The following is a 17,965-nucleotide window of genomic DNA, read 5'->3' on the forward strand; positions in this document are numbered from 1 at the left end:
CTTGGTGCTCCACGCACAAAAATCACCGACCATGCCACCTCCGGCGCGGAATCCGTCGCCGGGGGAGCGAGGGACCTTTGCTATCACTCGCCCGGCGGCTCAACCCCAGCCGAGTTCGTGCAACCGCTCGTCATCGATGCCGAAATGGTGCCCGACCTCGTGGACCACCGTGATCAGCACCTCCTCGACGACGTCCTCCTCGGTGTCGCACATCTGCAACAGCGGGCGCCGGTAGATCGAGATCCGGTCGGGCAGCACCCCGCCGTACTCGTGGGTCCGCTCGGTCAGCGCGACCCCGTGATAGAGCCCGAGGATCGTGGGCGACTCCTCGTTGAACTCCTCCACGAGCACCACGACGTTGTCCATGGCGTCCGCGAATTCGGGCGGGAGCTCGTCCAGCGCCTCCGACACCAGCTCTTCGAAACGCTGCTGCGTCATCTCGACGGGCACGCGATCACCCTCCGGTCTTCGGGGGCGAGGAAGACGACGGCGGCGGGGACTCGCCGGTGCCGACCTTGACGCTCCCGGTGACCGGAGCCAGCCCCTTGTTCTCCGGCAGGACCGCCGCGACCTTGCAGTTCACCAGCGTCGACCCGGCGTCCCAGCTCTCCTGCTCGCGGACGTCCCAGCTGATGATGAGCTTCTTCGCCGCGAGATCCGCGTTGCCGGTGTACTCCTGCGAGGCCGTCGAGCATTCGGTGTCCAGCCAGGTGTTCTGCTGCTCCTGCGAGGGGTAGCCGTCCTTGAACTTCGTCTTGAGGTCGAGCGTCGCGAAGATCTCGTACGAATGCGCCTGCGCGCAGTCGATCGGGTCGCCGAAGCTGTTGTTGAGCAGCGCGAGGCAGGTGCCCGGCTCCCACACCGCGGACTGGTTCTGCTCCTTGGCGGGCCCCTTGGTCGGCTGCAGCTTGCCGCCCTGGCCCGCCCATTGCAGGCCGCACCGCAACTGCCGGTCACCGTCGGCCCACTGCGCGGGTGTCGGCCGGAGCAGGTTCATGCTGAGCTTGCCGTAGGGATCGAGGTTACGGCCGAGATACGGCTTGACGTCGATCGTGCACTGCGACCGGGAGATCTCCTGCCACTGCTCCAGGTTCGGGCTCGGCACCCCCGGCGGGTACTGCGCGCCGATGTCGACGATGCTGGTGACCTCGAACAGGTGCGACTCCGTGCACGGCACCCGCCGCGCGTCGGTGGCGTCCGGATTGTTCCAGGTCAGACAGGTGCCAGGGGGAGATTGGAACGCCTCGGCCGCGGCGGGCGACAGTTTGGGGGCGCCGCCGCCCGCACCGCCCTCCGGGCCCACGTTCCACGAAAACGCCACACTCAGCGAAAGCGCGATGATCGCGCCCACGAACACGCCGGCCATGAGAAGCCGGGTGCGCAGGGTGCTCAGCGCGTTTCGCGGATCACGGAACCGCTCGGCCTGTTGAGACATCCACTCCATGATGCCCGCGCCGCACGTAAGGTGCGCGTACCGGGTGGTTAGTGTTGGACACGAGTTCGGGCCGGCGGGCGATTACGGAGCTTCGATGACGCAGGATGACAACCAGGGGGCACAAGCGCCTCAGGAGCCGCCCAAGCGCGGTTCGATGCGCTTCCAGGACAGCAGCACGCAGGCGCGGCAGCCGTCGCTGGCCGAGCAGCGGGCACGCCAGCAGGCGCTGGCGGAGCAGCAGCGCCAAGAGGCGATGGCGGCCGAGGCCGCTCGCGCCGCCGAGAAGAAGTCTTCGACCAAGAAGAAGATCCTGATCGGCACCGGGGTGACCGTCGGCCTGGTCGGCCTGGTCGCGACGTTCTACACGGTCGCGAAGCCGGAGAACGTCACGGCCGTCTGCACCACCAAGGACGGGATCGTCGACCAGGACGACAACTGCGACGAGCGGTACGTGACGTCGCACGGCGGCTACCACTCCGGTGGCTTCTTCTTCATCCCGATTCCGGGCGGCGGCGGATACAACAGCTACCGCTACAACTACGGCGGCACCGGGACCATCGGACAGCGCGTGTCCGGGGGCTCGTACACCGCGCCGTCGGGCGCGAACATCAGCACGAAGTCGGGCAAGTCCGTCCAGCGCGGCGGGTTCGGCATCAGCGGCAAGAGCGGCGGCAGCGGTAAGAGCGGGGGCTCGTAGGTGTACCGGGATTCCAAGCCGCCCCGGCGGGACTGGCAGAACATCGTCGAAGAGCAGGGGCTGGTCTTCGGCACGCCCGCGCGCGACGGCTCCGGCAAATCCCGGCCGTACTGGGACGAGTCGGTCCACTACGTCTTCGACATGGACGAGATCCTGTCGGTCGAGGCGGACGTCGAACTGCTGCACTCGATGTGCCTCGAAGCGGTCGACAACGTGATCACCACCGAGCAGTACCACCGCTTCGGTATCCCGGAGTGGGTCTGGCCGCATATCGCGGAGTCGTGGAAGCGGCAGGATCCGCACGTCTACGGCCGGTTCGACCTGCGCTACGACGGCAAGAGCCCGGCGAAGCTGCTCGAGTACAACGCCGACACCCCGACCTCGCTGCTCGAGGCCGCGGTGCTGCAGTGGCACTGGAAGACCGCGGTCTTCCCCGACGACGACCAGTGGAACTCGATCCACGAGAAGCTCGTCGAGCGCTGGGGCGAACTCGCCGACAAGCTGCCCTCGAACGAGCTGCACTTCACCTGGTCTTCGGCCGACCCGTCCGGTGAGGACCACGTGACGACGGCGTACCTGCAGGAGACCGCGGCCGAGGCCGGGCTGGACACCGTCGGCCTGTCGATCGAGGAGATCGGCTGGGACCCGGTGCTCAAACGGTTCGTCGACCTCGAAGAGGCGCAGATGGCGACCGTGGTGAAGCTCTACCCGTGGGAATGGGTGGTCGACGAGGAGTTCGGCCGCTTCGCCGTGGAGACCATGCCGCGCACGCTGTGGGTCGAGCCGCTGTGGAAGATGATCCTCTCCAACAAGACGCTGCTCGCGATCCTGTGGGAGAACTACCCGGGGCATCCGAACCTGCTGCCCGCCTTCGCCGACGATCCCGGCCTGCTGACCGAGTACGTCCGCAAGCCGAAACTCGGCCGCGAGGGCGCGAACGTGCAGATCGTCGCCACCGGCTACGAGACGCAGACCGACGGGGTCTACGGCGCGGAAGGGTTCGTCTACCAGGCGTTCGACCCGCTCCCGGAGTTCCAGGGTTACCGGCCCGCGCTCGGCGCGTGGATCGTCGGGGACCAGGCCGCCGGTCTCGGTATCCGCGAGACCGCGGGACTCGTCACGGACGACGGTGCGGCGTTCGTCCCGCACCGCATCGTCGAGTCGTGATAGAAGCAACCGCACAAACCTGACATTTCCTGACTTCTGGAGAACCCCTGTGACCACCACCCTTGCGCTGTCCGACACGTTCGGCTCCGACCTCGTGCGAGGGATCGGCGCGATCCTGCTGTACGGCGTCGTCGGCCTGCTGATGATGTTCGCCGGGTTTTGGGCGATCGACTGGACCACTCCCGGCAAGCTGTCCCAGCTGGTCACCCGTGGCCTGCCGAACGCGGTCATCGTCACCGCGTCGGGTCTGCTGTCGATGGCGTTCATCATCGTCGTGGCGATCGCGAACTCCGCCAGCGACCTGACCGAGGGCCTCATCACCTCGCTGGTCTACGGCCTGCTCGGCGTCATCGTGCAGGTGCTCGCCGTCCGGCTGCTGGAGTGGGCGACCCGTATCGACATCCGCTCGACCATCGAGAGCGAGAAGTTCGCCCCGGCCAGCGTCGTCGTCGCGGCCGCGCATCTGGCCCTCGGCCTGATCGTGGCCGTCGCCATCTCGTGACGGTTTGAAATGGCCACAGCCTGACATCCTGAAACCGGCATAGGCGCACGATTCCCACTAACGTGGGAGTCGTGCGCCTTTTAAGGACACCGGACGACCGGTTCTCGGACCTGCCCGATTTCGACTTCGAGCCGCGCTACGCGGAACTCGTCGACCTTCACGGCGGCGTGATCAGAGTGGGATACGTGGAGGCCGGACCCGAGGACGGGCCGCCCGTCCTCCTGCTGCACGGCGAGCCGACCTGGTCCTACCTCTACCGCAAGGTCATCCCGGTGCTCGCCGACGCCGGGCTGCGCGCCATCGCGCCCGACCTGGTCGGCTTCGGCCGATCCGACAAACCCGGCGACATGGTCGACCACACCTACCAACGGCACGTCGAGTGGATGCGCGCGTTCGCCTTCGACGTCCTCGACCTGACCGACGTCACCCTGGTCGGCCAGGACTGGGGCGGCCTGATCGGCCTGCGGCTGGTCGCCGAGAACCCCGACCGCTTCGCCAGGGTCGTCGCGGCCAACACCGGCCTCCCGACCGGCGACACCGACATGCCCGAGCTCTGGCACAAGTTCCGCGACGCCATGGAGAACGCCCAGGTCATCGACATCGGGCGGTTCGTCCAATCGGGCTGTCAGACGAAGCTGCCCGAGGAGGTCCGCGCCGCCTACGACGCGCCCTTCCCGAACGAGATGTACAAGGCCGCTCCGCGCGCGATGCCGTCGCTGGTGCCGATCACCCCGGACGATCCGGCCTCGGCCGCCAACCGGGCCGCGCTGAAGGTGCTGTCCGAACTGGACAAGCCGTTCCTGGTCTCGTTCTCCGACGGGGACCCGATCACCGCGCCGTGGGGCCTCGAACTGCGGGCCTCGATGCGCGGCGCCCGCGAACTGGAGCATCCGACGATCACCGGCGCCGGCCACTTCCTGCAGGAGGACGCCGGCGGTCGGCTGGGCGAGGTCGTCGCCCGGTTCGCGCGCTCCTGATCCTCGTGAGTGGCAAGGACGGTTAGAACCGTCCTTGCCACTCACGAGGTTGTCAGGAGATGGCAGCCAACGCGTCCACGATGACGCCCAGGCCCTCCGCGGCCTCTTCGGCGGTCAGTGTCATCGGCGGCGCGATCCGCAGCACGTTGCCGTGCAGCCCGCCCTTGCCGATCAGCAGCCCCCGCGCCTTGGTCTCCTCCATCATCCGCGCCGCGGCGCCCGGGTTCGGCGTCATCCCGCCCGGCTCGACCAGCTCGACACCGATCATCAGGCCCTTGCCGCGCACGTCCCCGATCAGCGGGTTCCCGGCCGCGCGCAGGCCGTCGAGCAGTTCGTTGCCGCGGGCGAGCGCGTTGGCCTGGAGGTCGTGGTCGGCGATGTGGTCGAGCACCGCGGCCGCGCCCGCCATGGCGACCGGGTTCCCGCCGAAGGTCGAGATCGAGTTCGCGGTGAGACAGTCGACGAGGTCGCCGCGCGCCACGAGACCGCCGATGGCGAGACCGTTGCCGAGACCCTTCGCGAAGGTCATCGCGTCGGGGACGACGTCGTGCGCCTGGATCCCCCAGTAGTGTTCCCCGGTTCGTCCCCAGCCGGTCTGGACCTCGTCGGAGATGAACAGGATCCCGTACTGGTCGAGGACCTCCTTCATCGCCTTGAACAGGCCGTCCGGCGGTGAGCTGAAACCGCCGACGCCCTGGATCGGCTCGGCGATCATGCAGGCGACGTCGCCCGAAGTGCCCGTCTCCAGCACGTCGACGAGGTCCGCGACGCACGCGTCGATGTACTCGGTGTCCGAAAGCGCCCGGAAGGGGCTGCGGTACCGATAGCCGCCGTGCACGTAGCTCACCTTCACCGGGCTGAGCGACGACGCCGACCAGCCGCGGTTGCCCGTGATGCCGACCGTCGCGAACGACCGCCCGTGGTACGAGTTCCGCATCGCCAGCACCTGGTTGCTGCGCCGGTACTGGGTGGCGAGCATGAGCGCGGTGTCGTTGGCCTCGGTCCCGGAGTTGGTGAAGAACACCTTGGCGTCGGGGATGCCGGAGAGCTTCGCGATGCGCTCGGCCAGTTCGACCTGCGAGCGGATCAGGTACAGCGTCGACGTGTGCAGGATGCCGGTGTCGAGCTGCTTGCGCACGGCGTCGCTGATCGCCGAGACGTCGTAGCCCATCGAGTTGGTCAGGATGCCCGCGAAGAAGTCCAGGTAGGTGCGCCCGGTCGAGTCGATGACCCGGCGGTCCTGCGCGTGCACGATCTCGATCGGCTCGTCGTAGTAGAGCGCCAGCCACGACGGCAACACCGCCTTGTGCCGCGCCAGCAGGTCCGCATCGGTCATCGGGTTTCTCCGTCCGCAGCAGGGAGATCTCAGTATGGGGAGCGGCCGAAACGGGCGGCAACGATCAGACTGTCGGGTTATCCGCGCGGACCCGCACATTCTGTTCGACCAGCACGGACTACCCTCAGCACTCGTGATTGACCCCAGGACTCTGCGCGATGAACCGGACGTCGTGCGCGCTTCGCAGCGCGCCCGTGGCGAGGACGAAGGAGTGGTCGACAAGCTGCTCTCCCTCGACTCCCGTCGCCGCTCCTCCATCGCCGCCGCCGACAAGCTGCGCGCCGAGCAGAAGTCGCTGGGCAAGCTGATCCCGAAGGCGCAGGGCGACGAGCGGGCCGAGCTCCTCGCCAAGGCGAAGGAGCTGGCCGCCCAGGTCAAGACGGCCGAGGTCGAGCAGACCGAGGCGTCGGAGGAGTTCGAGCAGCTGCACCGTCTGGTGCCGAACCTCGTCCACCCAGACGCGCCCGAAGGCGGCGAAGACGACTACGTCGTGCTCAAGCACGTCGGCGAGCCGAAGAAGTTCGACTTCGAGCCGAAGGACCACCTCGAACTCTGCGAGGGTCTCGGCGCGCTCGACATGGAGCGCGGTGCGAAGGTCTCGGGCTCGCGGTTCTACTTCCTCACCGGCGTCGGCGCCCAGCTGCAGCTCGGCCTGCTGAACATGGCGATCGCGCAGGCGACCGCGAACGGCTTCACCCCGATGATCACGCCGACCCTGGTGCGGCCGGAGATCATGGCAGGCACCGGATTCCTCGGCGCGCACTCGTCGGAGGTCTACCGGCTGCGCGACGACGACCTGTACCTCGTCGGCACCTCCGAGGTCCCGCTCGCCGGCTACCACGCCGACGAGATCCTCGACCTCGGCAAGGGCGCGAAGCGGTACGCGGGCTGGTCTTCCTGCTACCGCCGCGAGGCCGGTTCGTACGGCAAGGACACCCGCGGCATCATCCGCGTGCACCAGTTCGACAAGGTCGAGATGTTCGTCTACACGCGTCCCGAGGACGCCGAGGCCGAGCACGCGCGCCTGCTGGACTGGGAAGAGCAGATGCTCGCCAAGATCGAGGTCCCGTACCGGGTGATCGACACCGCCACCGGCGACCTCGGCACCTCCGCGTACCGGAAGTTCGACTGCGAGGCGTGGGTGCCGTCGCAGGACACCTACCGCGAGCTGACCTCGACGTCGAACTGCACGACGTTCCAGGCCCGCCGCCTCGGTATCCGCTACCGCGACGACGACGGCCGTCCGCAGACCGTCGCCACGCTGAACGGCACGCTCGCCACCACCAGGTGGATCGTCGCGATCCTGGAGAACCACCAGCTCGAAGACGGTTCGGTCCGGGTGCCGGAGGCGCTTCGTCCCTTCCTCGGCGGAACCGAGGTGCTCACGCCGGCATCGAAGTAGGGTCCGCACCGAGGAGGGACCCGATGAACCGCCGCAGCACATCGATCACCGCGCTCGTCGCGGTGATCCTCCTGCTCGGCGGATGTTCCGAGACGATCTCGGGTACGGCGTCGCCGGTGCCCGGCCAGGGGCCGGTGCTCACCAAGGCGGCGCCGTGCTCGTTGCTCGCCCCGGAACACGCCGACGCGCTGGCGCTCAAGCTGCCGGGTGTCGAGACCAAGGGCAACAAGGCCCAGCTGGTCCCGCCGATGTGCCTGCTGTCCGAACGCGACGATTCGCCGCGCGGGGTGTCCCTTTCGATCACGCAGAGCATCGACATCCCGCTGAACGACTTCTACGCCGGTGCCCAGCCCGGTGAGAAGTACGGCATCGGCGGCTTCACCTGGACGCGCTACGCGTCCCCGCTCGGCCCGACGGCCTGCTCGCTCAGCACCGAACTCGGGCCGACCTCGTTCGTCGAGCTCGGCAGCGAGACCCAGACGGGCGCGCCCGAGGCGACGGCCTGTGACCTCGCGCTCGCCGCGGCCCCCGCGATCGCGTCGAAGCTGCCCGGCGGCGAGCCGAACCCGAAGATCGTCGCGCCGCCCGGGCAGAAGAAACCCGAGCCGTCCGGTCCGTTGCTGCAGGTCGACCCGTGCACGCTGCTGAAGCCCGACGAAGCCGCGAAGCTGGCCATCGCCGCGGGCACCCCGGTCGATCCGGCCAATCTGGCGAATCCCGAGGACAAGGGCTGCGAGTGGAAGGACTCCGACGGCGAAAAGGGGCAGCGTCCGCTGAACGTGACGCTCTTCCCGTCGACGGCCGTCGCCGACGTCGCCGGACTCGAAGGCACTCCCGAGGAAACCGATCTCGCCGGTCGCAAGTGGACGGTCCGGTCCGACACCGCCACGAAGTACTGCACGGCCGCGCTGCCGATCACCGGGACGTCCACCGTGAAGGTCTCCAGCGGCCACTGGGACGACGGGGCGAAAGCCTGTGACCTGCTGCGGGCCGCGCTGCCGACGGTGAGCGCCGCGCTGCCCGCCGGTTCGTGAACGGCGGCCGCGCACAAGTAGTGTGCGAGCCGATGAGGAGGGGACGCATGCGGTTTCGGAACTCGCTCGCGATCGGGCTGGCGGTGCTGGCGCTCGGCGGCTGCACGTCGACGATCGCCGGAACGGCCTCGCCGGTGCCCGGACAGGGACCGGTCGTCACGAAGGCCGAGCCGTGCACCATGCTCTCGGAGGAATACGCGAAGGCGCTGGGAGTCACGTATCCGGGGGAGGAGCGTGCCGCCAAACCCGAGCAGAAGGTCCCCGCGGTCTGCCGGTTCCGCAAGCTGGAGGACGCGAGCAAGGCGTCGAACCTCGAAATCTCGCTGAGCAAGGACCTGTCCTTGAACGAGTACATGAACGGCGCCCTGCCCGGCGAGAAGTTCGGCATCGGCGGCTTCACCTGGACTCGGTACGCCACCATCCTCGGGCCGACCTACTGCTCGCTGAGCACGGAGATCACGCCGGACTCGTTCGTGGAGATCGCCAGCGAGAGCCCCGACCACACCGAGGCCAACGCGTGCGATCTCGCCAAGGCGGCGGCCCCGGCCGTGGCGTCGAAGCTGCCGGGTGGGGAGCAGAACCCGCAGATCACCGCCCCGCCAGGGCAGAAACCCGCCGAGCCGGGCGGGCCCCTGGTGAGCACCGATCCGTGCGCCATGCTCAAGCCCGAGCAGACCGCCCAGTTGAGGCTCGGACCCACGGGCGAGCCGATGAAGTCCAGCGCCGACCCGAACCAGTTCGGCTGCGAGTGGGCCGACACGGACGGCGAGAAGGGCGAGAAGGCGCTCGACCTGTGGTTCTACACGACGAAGGCGATGGACGAGACGCCGACGCTGATCTCGCAGGGGCAACCGCAGGACTTCGACTCCGCCGGCCGCAAATGGAAGATCTACACCGAGCCGGGCAGCAAGCTGTGCGCGGCTGGGGTCGCGATCACCGCGACGTCGACGGTGGCGATCATCGCGGGCAACCTCGACGACCCCGCGAAGGCGTGTGACGTGATCAAGGCCGCGGTCCCGCTGTTGAGCGCGAACCTGCCGCCTTCCTCCTAGGCGCTCACCTCGTCGGCGATGTGCTTCGCGATCTCCAGTGCGCTGGTCGCCGCCGGTGAGGGCGCGTTCAGGACGTGCACCTGGTTCCGCGCGGTCTCGATCAGGAAGTCGTCGACGAGCGCGCCGTCCGGGCGCAGCGCCTGTGCCCGGACACCGGAGCCGTGCCGCACGATGTCGTCCTCGGTGACGGCGGGCAGGAGCCGCGCGAGGCTTTCGGCGAAGCGGCGCCTCGAGAACGAGCGGCGGATCTCGTCGAGCCCGGTCGGGTACGCGTACTTGCGCGCGAGCCGCCAGACGCCGGGGAAGCGGGCGACTTCGGCGAGGTCCTTCGCGGAGACGTCGCGCCAGGTGTAGCCCTCGCGCCGCAACGCGAGCACGGCGTTGGGTCCGGCGTGCACACTGCCGTCGAGCATGCGGGTCAGGTGCACGCCGAGGAACGGCAGCGACGCGTCGGGGACCGGGTAGATCAGGCCACGTACCAGGTGGCGGCGTTCGGGTTTCAGTTCGTAGTACTCGCCGCGGAACGGCACGATCCGCGCGCTCGGGGTGAGCCCGGCGAGCCTGGCCACCCGGTCGGCGTGCAGGCCCGCGCAGTTGACGAGGGCGTCCGCGCGGATCACGTCGTCGCCGGTCGCCACCTCGACGCCGCCGGTGCGGCCGGGGCGGATCCCCAGCGCGGGCGTGCCGAGCCGCAGGTCGGCGTCGGATTCGTCGAGCAGCCGCACGAGCGCGGCGCAGACGGCGGGGAAGTCGATGATGCCGGTGGATTCCACGCGCAACGCGGCGACGCACGAGACCTCGGGCTCGTATTCGCGGGCCTCGCTCGGGGTGATCAGCTTGGCCGGGACCCCGTTGGCCTCCGCGCGTTCGGCGAGCACCTTGAGCGCCGGAAGCTCGGCTTCGGAGGTGGCGACGACCAGTTTGCCGCAGACCTCGACGGGCACGCCGTACTGCCGGGCGAAGTCCACAATGGACCGATTGCCGGCGGTCGACATCCTGGCCTTGAAGGAACCCGGCTTATAGTAGAGCCCCGCGTGCACGACGTTCGAGTTGTGCCCGGTCTGGTGGGCGGCCCAGTGCTCCTCCTTTTCGAGCACCGTGACGTCCAGGCCCCGTTTGGTCAGCTCCCAGGCGGTGGCGAGCCCGACGATCCCGCCCCCGATGACTACGACTGTGCGCACGATCGACCAGGTTACCCGGAGCGCTACCTGACAGCTGTCAGGTTAGGTGGTAGCGTACCTGACCGATGTCAGGTAAGCGGTTGAGCAGGGAAGAACGCCGCGAGCGGATCCTGGCCGCGGCGGCGCGGGTGTTCGCCGCGTCCGGGTACGACGCGGCGGGGATGCGCGAGGTCGCGACGGCCGCCGGGATCAGCACACCCGTGCTCTACGACCATTTCCCGGCCAAGGCGGCGCTGTACGCCGGTCTACTGGAGTCCGAAGTGGACAGTCTGCTGGCCGGATGGGCGGAGCTGCCGCCGTCGGACACCGCCGAGGGGCTGCTGCGCGCCAGGGTGGCGGCGATCTTCGCCTGGATGGAGACGAACGAACGCGGCTGGCGGATGATCTTCGCCGAGACGCCGTCCGACGAGGGCGTCGCCGAGGTGCACCGGCGCGGCCAGGCCAGGGCGACCGCGCAGCTGACCGAGGTGTTCGCCCAGGTCCCAGGCCTGGCGCTGACCGCGGACCTGCCGCGCGACCGCGCGAACGAAGCGCTCGCCGAAGCGGCGAAGAGCGCGCTGAACGCCATCGCCACCTGGTGGTGGGACAACCGCGACATCCCGCGGGAGCAAGTCGTCGCGCTCACGACGGATCTGTTGTGGCGCGGGCTGGGGAACCTGATCCAGGAGGACCGATGAGCATCGAAACCACCGAGCGGTATCGCCGCGCCCTCGAGACCCGGGACGTGGACCTCGCGCTGAGCGTCTTCGCGCCGGACGCGGTGGTGCGTTCGCCGCTGACCAGCCGGGTCCGGTTCAGCGGGCACGCGGAACTCAGGCCACTGCTGGAAGTCGCCTACGCGCATCTGCGCGACGTCCGGTTCCACACGGACACGGGCGATGGGGCGACGCGGGTCGTCGTCTACACCGCGCGCATCGGCGGCGAAGAGATCGAAGAGGCGGCGGTGCTGAAGCTCGGCGAAGACGGGCTGATCACCGAAGTGACGCTCTTCGTGCGGCCGCTGCCCGGGCTCGTCGCGCTGATGGACGCCTTCGGCCCGGACATCGCGCGCCGCAACGGCCGCACCTTCGCCGCCCGGCTGCTCGCGGTGGCCGCGAAACCCTTGCTGGCCATGGTCCGGTCCGGTGACCGGCGGGCGGTCCCGCTCGCCGGACCCCGTTGACGAGCGGGGCGCTGAAGGACGCTTTCCCCGCATCTCATGCGACGAAAGCGTCCTTCGCTGCGTCCCATGCGGTGAAGGACGCTTTCAGCCCACGGGAAGCGGAACGGGGGCAGGCTCGTCTTCGGGGTCTTCGAGGACCTTCGGCACCCCACGCAAGGTGAACAAGACGCTCACCGCCAGCACCGCCATCAACCCCGCCGAGCACAGCATCGTCACCTGCAACCCGTCGACGAACGCCAGTTTCGCGTTGGCCAGGACCAAGGTGCCCTGCTCAGGCGGAAGCTGAGCCGCGACCTGGACGGCGCCGCCGAGGGTGTCCGAGATCGCTTCCGGCGGCACGCCCGGCGGGATGACGAGTTCGCTCCGGTACAGCGCGCCGAGCACGCTGCCGAGGACGGCGATCCCCAGCGCCCCACCGAGTTCGGTCGCCGTCTCGGAGATCGCCGACGCCGCGCCCGCCCTGGCCTTCGGCACGACGCCGAGCACCGTGTCCGTCGCGACAGTGAGGATCAGCGCCAGCCCCACGCCGAAGACGATCATCGCCGCGAGCAGGTCCGGGTAGACGATCGTCACGCCGATCTCCGAATACAACGCGAACCCGGCCGCCGACAGCGCGCAGCCCAGCCCGATCGTGACCGCGCGGCCGAAGAGCTTGATCCCCAAGGGCGCGAGCACCCCGCCGAGGACCGCGCCGCCCATCCCCGGCAGTCCGGCGAGCCCCGACTTCAGCGGTGACCAGCCCGCCACCAGCTGCAGATACTGCGCGAACATCAGCGACACCGCGAGCTGCGCGAACATCGCCACGATCGTGGTGCCGACGGTCGCCGAGAACGCCCGCCGCGCGAACAGCTTCAGATCCATCAGCGGTTCGGCCAGCCGCGGCTGCCGCAGGACGAACGCCAGCAGGCAGCCGAGCCCGAGCACCGCGGCGACCGCGATGTCCCAATGTCCCCAGCCCTGGTACGCGACTTCCTTGATCGTGTAGACGATCCCGACCATGCCGACGATCGACAACAGCACGCTGAGGACGTCGATCCGGCCCGGGGCGGGGTTCTTCGATTCGGGCAGGATCAGCGCGCCCGCGATCACCATGACCACCACCACGGGCACGTTGACCAGGAACACCGAACCCCACCAGAAATGGTCGAGCAGGAAACCGCCGACGAGCGGCCCCATGCCGAAGCCGAGGATCGTCAGCCCGCTCGAAACCCCGATCACGGCCGCGCGTTCCTTGCCGGTGAACACGTTCCGCACGATCGACAGGGTCGACGGCATGAGCGTCGCGGCGGCGACCCCGAGCAGTGCGCGGGCGGCGATCAGGAGTTCCGCCGTCGGCGCGTACGCCGTGATCACCGAAGCGACCCCGAACAGCGACGCCCCGATCAGCAGCAGCTTCTTCCGGCCGACGCGGTCGCCGATGTTCCCCATCGTGATCAGCAGCCCGGCGAGCGCGAAACCGTACGCGTCGGCGATCCACAGCAGTTCCGTCGTCGACGGGTGCATCTGCTCCGAAAGCGACGGCAGCACCAGATGCAGCACGGTCAGATCGATCGCGATCAGCAGCTGCGCCAGTACGCAGACCGCGACGGTGCCGATCTTGCGGCCCTTGCCGATGGTCACCGCGATACCCCGAAGGTGAGCTCGGCCGAGTGCCGCGCGGTGCCGTTCTCTCCGTCACCCAGGTAGAACCGCGTGCTGAGGGTGCGGGCCGCCGGGTCGAGGACGCTGCGCCACAACGTCCGCCACGGTGCGCCGGGCTCGACGGCGAAGGCCGCCGCGTCGAGCGCCGCGCGCGGCCCGGCGCCGGCCTCCTTGGTGACGGTGCGCAGCCGCTCGTAGGTGCGCATGGTCTCCGGGGTGTCCTCGGGCAGCGCGTCGATGTCCGGGTGGCGATGCAGCAGGTGGTTCGTCACGCACAGCGGTCCGTCGGCGACCTCGACGAAGTACTCGACGTCGTGCGCTCCGCGTTCGTACACGAAGCCGCGGCCGGAGGCGTCGGCGACGATGTAGTGGCAGGGCGCGCCGTGCGCGTACTGCTTGGCGAGCATCAGCGCTTCCTTGGCCTCGTCGACGGTTTCGCAGGTGTCGAGCAGGTACCGGCACACCTGCAGCACCGAGAGGCCCGCCTGCGGACCGTGCTCCAGCGGCATGGCCGTCTCGACCTCGGCCATCAGCAGGGCGACGACGAGCCCCGCCTCGTTGACCCCCTCCGTCCCACCGTCCATTGTGGACATCGTGAGGGACGTCGAGGCGATGCCGTCGTCGGGGATCGTCGTGAGGACATAGGGCCGGGACGCCATCGGCACGGTCCCGTCGTCCACGGGCTCCTCACCGGCCAGCACCGCGCCCAGCTGAGTCCAGCTCATGGTGAAGAAGTCGTAGTTGCGGCCGAGCGCGCTCCCCGTCCACAGCGCCGAACACCCCGACCCGGCGGGCAGCGCGCTCGCGTCGTCGAAGGAGACCGCCGCGTCGGCCGGTAGCCCGCAGGCCTCGGCGAACCCGGCCAGGCGTCCGGCGTACTGGGGCCAGTTCCGCGCGAACCAGGTCCGCCGTGCCCTGGCCACGAGCGGGTCGAGCGACGACGGAGCCCAGTCCGAGCGCGCCTTCACTTCGGCGCCGAGCGCCTGGCCGATCTCGGCCTGGGAGCCGCGCAACGTCAGATGCCGTACGGCGAGGAAGTCTTCGGGAGATCCAGCTGCGTAAGTCATGTCCGGAGGGTCTCCGCGACCGCTGACCGGTCACGCACCGACGGCTGACGGCCGTGTCATCCGAATGTCATGTGCCCCGCGCGAGAGTGGTTTCACCAAGGCAACGACAAGCGAGGGAAACCATGCTCAGCAACAAGGTGTACATCATCGGCGGGGCCGTCCTCAGCGTCCTCTTCGTCGCGCTGGCGATGGTCGAGTTCTCCACCGGCTACCCGGAGGACGGCCTGCAGGACCTGCTCTACGCCGTCGTGAGCGCCGGCGCCGGCGCGCTGCTGTACGTCCTCGACCGCCGTCAGCGCGAGCGTCGCGAGGCCGCGCAGCGTGACGCCCGATGAGGAACATCGACGGCGGCTTCCTCGCCGCACCCGACCAGGCCTCCGTCCAACGCCGCGAGCAGGACGTTCGCAAGGGCAAGCTCGCGCTGATGCTGGCCGTCGTCGGCGGCTTCGTCGCGCTGGTCGCCGGTTACAACGTCTTCGCGGACTTCTCGCCGGTTTCGCTGGTGGTGACGATGCTCGGGCTGGCCGCCGCGGTCGGCGGCGGGCTGCTCACCAAACACCTGATGCGCAACGTGCGGTTCCGGGTGCACAAACCGAACGCGGGCCTGGTCGGTGCCGCGAAGCTGACCGGGCTCCTGGTGGCTTTCTTCGGGATCGCGGCCCTGCTCGGTTCGATCGAGGCGCCCGGTGCGCTGCGTATCGTCCTGATCGCCGGCGGCGTCGGCACCATCGCCTACGTGAAGTCGCTGCACGACCAGCAGTGGGTGCTCTTCGAACTGGACGCGGTGGGCGTCCGGATCGAGCGGACGGTCGTGCCGTGGCGTGACGTCACCCGGCTCACCATCGATCCGGTCGGCCCCGGGATGACCCGGCTCGGCGCCGTCGGAGTCAACGCGGCGCCGCTGTACGTCGCGGTCCAGGACAGCGAACTCGACCAGCGGCTCCTCGCCGAGGCCGTCGGCCGCTTCGCGCCGCAGGGCACGCAGCTGACCCGCGCTTAGACCTTGCCTGCCAGCTGAGCGGCACCCCGCAGGCCGAGACCTCGGCGGTAGGCCCGGTCGAAGTCGTCGCCGAGCCGCTCCCGCACGGTCGTCCGGAGCAGGGCGGCGTCCAGATCGACGGCGAACGAGGTGCCCCGGATGGTCACCGCCGCCCCGATCAGGACCGCCGCCCGCTCGGCGTCGCCCCGCTGCAGTGCGACGCCAGCGAGGCCTTCGACGGCGCAGGCCACGGTGGTGCTGTCGTGCCAGCCGTCCGCCGACACCAGCGCCAGCCGGTGCAGCTCCTCGGCCCCGTCGGTGTCGCCCTCGGCGGCCAGGACCCAGCCGAGGGAGATCTGCGCGCCGGCGCGCACCCCTTCGGCCGCGAACGAACCACCGGAACATTCCGCGAGCGCGCGTTCGCTCAGCGCGCGGGCCGCCGCCAGATCGCCCTCGTGCCGGGCGAGGAACGACAGCCCGACATACCCGGCCGCCCGGCTTTCGGGCATCCCGGCGCGGCGCGCGATCTCGATGGCGAGCTCGAGATCCGCCCGCGCGCCCGCCGCGTCGCCGTGGAGCAGTTTGCTGCCGCCGCGACGGCACAGCAGGTCCGCGTTGTCGTCGGACGCGCCGAGTTCCCGCATCAGCCGCAGGGCCTCGTTCATCGTTTCGAGGGCTTCGGCCTGCCGGTTCGTCCAGATCAGGATCTGGGACAGATGGTCGAGGGCCATGGAAAGGCCCCAGCGTTCCCCGAGCGAGCGGAACGCCCGCGCCCCCTCGCGCAGGAACTCCTCCGCCGTGTCGAGATCGCCCTGCATCAGCGCGCGGAGGCCGTAGCCGGTCGGCGCGAGGGCGAGCCCCCAGGCGTCGCTGTTCGCCAGCAGCGCCCGGCTGCGTTCGATCAGCGCGTCGTCGTCACCGGGAGGGCCGGTCACGACCCCCATCAACAGCAGCAGCGCCGGGTTCCGGGGTGCCTTGACGAGGCTCAGCATGAGGCCTTGCACGAGCGGCAGATGCCGGTCGAGCGCCTCCGCGTTCTCACTGCCCCGCAGCCCCGCGGCGGCGGTGAGCACGCAGAGCTGGTGCTCCTCTTCGAGCCCGTCCGGCGCTCGCTCCCCGAGCCGTTTGACCACTTCCAAGCACAGCGTCGAGCCCTCGAACCGGCGGCCGCGCATCCACCAGTACATCACCAGCGAAGCCGAAAGCCGGAGCGCGATCCGCACGTCGGATTCGGCGGCCCAGCGCAACGCGGCGAGGAGATCGTCGTAGGCGGCGTCGAGGCGGTCGAGCCAGCGCAGCTGGTCGCCGGTGCGCAGCATGGGATCCGCTTCCTCGGCGAGGGCGAGGAAATGCTCGGCGTGCGCGCGCCGCATCCGGTCGGTTTCGCCCGCTTCGGTGAGCTTCCCGGCGAAGAAGGCCCGGATCGTTTCGAGCATCCGGTACCGGTCGCCGCCGCGTTCGACGAGTGATCTGTCCACAAGGGACGGAAGCAGCTCCGCGGTGTCCGGCACGCCGCAGACCGCTTCGGCGTCGGCCAGCGTGGTGCCGCCCGCGAAGACTGTCAGCCGCCTGCCGAGCAGCCGCTCGTCCTCGTCGAGCAGATCCCAGCTCCACTCGACGACGCCGCGCAGGGTGCGATGCCTGGTCTCGGCGGTCCGGCTGCCTCGCGAGAGCAGGCCGAACCGGTCGTCCAGCCTGGCCGCGATCTCGCCGATGGGCAGTGTCCGCACGCGCGCGGCGGCGAGCTCGATGGCCAGCGGCAATCCGTCGAGCGCGGCGCAGACCCGCTGGACGTCGCCCGCGGTGGTGTCGTCGACGGCGAAACCCGGATCACCCGCCCGCGCCCGGTCGGCGAACAGCCGGACGGCGGCGAAGTCCAGCGACCGGGCGGGCGGCGTACCCGGCGGCGGCACGGCGAGCCGCGGCACGGGGGAGACGATCTCGCCGGTGATGCCCAGCGGTTCGCGGCTGGTGGCGAGCACCCGCAGCGCGGGGGCCGCGCCGAGCAGCCGGGCGGCCAGTTTCGCGGCCGCTTCGACCAGATGCTCGCAGTTGTCGAGCACCAGCAGCATCGCCCGATCGGCCAGCGCGGCGATCAGCCGCTCCAGCGGCGCGTTCTCCACCGGCGCGGTGACCGCCCCGCGTGGGACCGTGCGCAGGCCGAGCGCGGTCAGCACGCCGTGGGCGACGTCCGCGTCCTCGGTGTACGGCGCGAGCTCGACGAAGACCGCGGGGCGGGGCCGAGGGGGGCCCGGCCGGGGTGGCACGCCGGGGGTTGCCGGCCCGCCGGGGGCGGGGCGGGGGACCCCCCCCGCGCGGGGGAGCAGCCCCGG

Annotated in this window: 18 protein-coding genes; 11 read left to right on the forward strand and 7 right to left on the reverse strand. The window is 69.9% G+C overall.

What is annotated here, in order from left to right:
• Nucleotides 1-99: 99 nt before the first annotated feature.
• Nucleotides 100-450, reverse strand: a complete 351-nt coding sequence (locus ACFWIW_RS02575; RefSeq protein ID WP_037333558.1) for a metallopeptidase family protein — start codon at nt 448-450, stop codon at nt 100-102.
• A 4-nt stretch (nt 451-454) separates the two neighbouring features.
• Nucleotides 455-1,435 carry a septum formation family protein gene (locus ACFWIW_RS02580; protein ID WP_378366764.1) on the reverse strand — a complete coding sequence of 327 codons (981 nt, stop codon included), beginning with the start codon at nt 1,433-1,435 and terminating at the stop codon, nt 455-457.
• 94 nt (nt 1,436-1,529) lie between these two features.
• Here ACFWIW_RS02580 and ACFWIW_RS02585 point away from each other — a divergent pair, with 94 nt between their 5' ends.
• From ACFWIW_RS02585 to ACFWIW_RS02600, 4 genes are all read left to right on the forward strand, one after another.
• On the forward strand, nt 1,530-2,132 hold the full coding sequence (locus tag ACFWIW_RS02585) for a hypothetical protein (protein ID WP_378366765.1): 603 nt from the start codon (nt 1,530-1,532) through the stop codon (nt 2,130-2,132).
• Complete coding sequence (locus tag ACFWIW_RS02590; RefSeq protein WP_034309698.1) at nt 2,133-3,299, forward strand: glutathionylspermidine synthase family protein; 1,167 nt, start codon at nt 2,133-2,135, stop codon at nt 3,297-3,299.
• 49 nt (nt 3,300-3,348) lie between these two features.
• Entirely contained in the window at nt 3,349-3,801 is a 453-nt protein-coding gene (locus tag ACFWIW_RS02595; protein ID WP_240596217.1) for a DUF350 domain-containing protein, read from the forward strand.
• Between the two features lie 71 nt (nt 3,802-3,872).
• Nucleotides 3,873-4,778, forward strand: a complete 906-nt coding sequence (locus ACFWIW_RS02600; RefSeq protein WP_378366766.1) for a haloalkane dehalogenase — start codon at nt 3,873-3,875, stop codon at nt 4,776-4,778.
• Nucleotides 4,779-4,830: 52 nt separating this feature from the next.
• On the opposite strand, the gene ACFWIW_RS02605 is transcribed toward ACFWIW_RS02600, so the two are convergent.
• Nucleotides 4,831-6,114, reverse strand: coding sequence for an aspartate aminotransferase family protein (locus tag ACFWIW_RS02605; RefSeq protein WP_378366767.1), 1,284 nt, complete (start codon nt 6,112-6,114; stop codon nt 4,831-4,833).
• Nucleotides 6,115-6,247: 133 nt separating this feature from the next.
• Between ACFWIW_RS02605 and serS the strand changes: the two genes are divergently transcribed.
• Genes serS through ACFWIW_RS02620 form a run of 3 tightly spaced genes read left to right on the forward strand, consistent with a single transcriptional unit; the run spans nt 6,248 to nt 9,602 of the window.
• Nucleotides 6,248-7,516, forward strand: coding sequence for a serine--tRNA ligase (serS, locus tag ACFWIW_RS02610; RefSeq protein ID WP_378366768.1), 1,269 nt, complete (start codon nt 6,248-6,250; stop codon nt 7,514-7,516).
• A gap of 23 nt (nt 7,517-7,539) precedes the next feature.
• Entirely contained in the window at nt 7,540-8,550 is a 1,011-nt protein-coding gene (locus tag ACFWIW_RS02615) for a DUF3558 family protein (protein ID WP_378366769.1), read from the forward strand.
• 47 nt (nt 8,551-8,597) lie between these two features.
• Nucleotides 8,598-9,602 (forward strand): DUF3558 family protein, encoded by a 1,005-nt coding sequence (locus ACFWIW_RS02620; RefSeq protein ID WP_378366770.1) that lies wholly within the window; start codon nt 8,598-8,600, stop codon nt 9,600-9,602.
• Here ACFWIW_RS02620 and lhgO read toward each other — a convergent pair.
• The gene (gene lhgO / locus ACFWIW_RS02625) at nt 9,599-10,783 is read right to left on the reverse strand and encodes an L-2-hydroxyglutarate oxidase (protein ID WP_378366771.1); all 1,185 of its coding nucleotides are present in this window, start codon (nt 10,781-10,783) and stop codon (nt 9,599-9,601) included. The two genes, ACFWIW_RS02620 and lhgO, sit on opposite strands and share 4 nt — an antisense overlap.
• Before the next feature lie 65 nt (nt 10,784-10,848).
• On the opposite strand from lhgO, the gene ACFWIW_RS02630 reads away from it, so the two are divergent.
• On the forward strand, nt 10,849-11,460 hold the full coding sequence (locus tag ACFWIW_RS02630) for a TetR/AcrR family transcriptional regulator (RefSeq protein WP_378366772.1): 612 nt from the start codon (nt 10,849-10,851) through the stop codon (nt 11,458-11,460).
• Nucleotides 11,457-11,945: a nuclear transport factor 2 family protein gene (locus ACFWIW_RS02635; protein WP_378366773.1), complete on the forward strand. Its 489-nt coding sequence runs from the start codon at nt 11,457-11,459 to the stop codon at nt 11,943-11,945. Before ACFWIW_RS02630 ends, ACFWIW_RS02635 begins: the two co-directional genes overlap by 4 nt.
• Before the next feature lie 84 nt (nt 11,946-12,029).
• Here ACFWIW_RS02635 and ACFWIW_RS02640 read toward each other — a convergent pair whose 3' ends face one another.
• Nucleotides 12,030-13,565 (reverse strand): MFS transporter, encoded by a 1,536-nt coding sequence (locus ACFWIW_RS02640; RefSeq protein ID WP_378366774.1) that lies wholly within the window; start codon nt 13,563-13,565, stop codon nt 12,030-12,032.
• Complete coding sequence (locus ACFWIW_RS02645) at nt 13,562-14,653, reverse strand: C45 family autoproteolytic acyltransferase/hydolase (protein ID WP_378366775.1); 1,092 nt, start codon at nt 14,651-14,653, stop codon at nt 13,562-13,564. The genes ACFWIW_RS02640 and ACFWIW_RS02645 overlap by 4 nt, the downstream gene beginning before the upstream one ends.
• A 122-nt stretch (nt 14,654-14,775) precedes the next feature.
• Here ACFWIW_RS02645 and ACFWIW_RS02650 point away from each other — a divergent pair, with 122 nt between their 5' ends.
• Nucleotides 14,776-14,988, forward strand: a complete 213-nt coding sequence (locus tag ACFWIW_RS02650) for a hypothetical protein (RefSeq protein WP_378366776.1) — start codon at nt 14,776-14,778, stop codon at nt 14,986-14,988.
• Entirely contained in the window at nt 14,985-15,653 is a 669-nt protein-coding gene (locus tag ACFWIW_RS02655) for a hypothetical protein (RefSeq protein ID WP_378366777.1), read from the forward strand. The genes ACFWIW_RS02650 and ACFWIW_RS02655 overlap by 4 nt, the downstream gene beginning before the upstream one ends.
• On the opposite strand, the gene ACFWIW_RS02660 is transcribed toward ACFWIW_RS02655, so the two are convergent.
• Nucleotides 15,650-17,965, reverse strand: a 2,316-nt coding sequence (locus ACFWIW_RS02660) for an ATP-binding protein (RefSeq protein ID WP_378366778.1), incomplete at its 5' end; no start/stop codon positions are given. The genes ACFWIW_RS02655 and ACFWIW_RS02660 overlap by 4 nt on opposite strands.

The sequence above is a fragment of the Amycolatopsis sp. NPDC058340 genome (assembly GCF_042723975.1).
In the GTDB taxonomy this organism is placed as follows: domain Bacteria; phylum Actinomycetota; class Actinomycetes; order Mycobacteriales; family Pseudonocardiaceae; genus Amycolatopsis.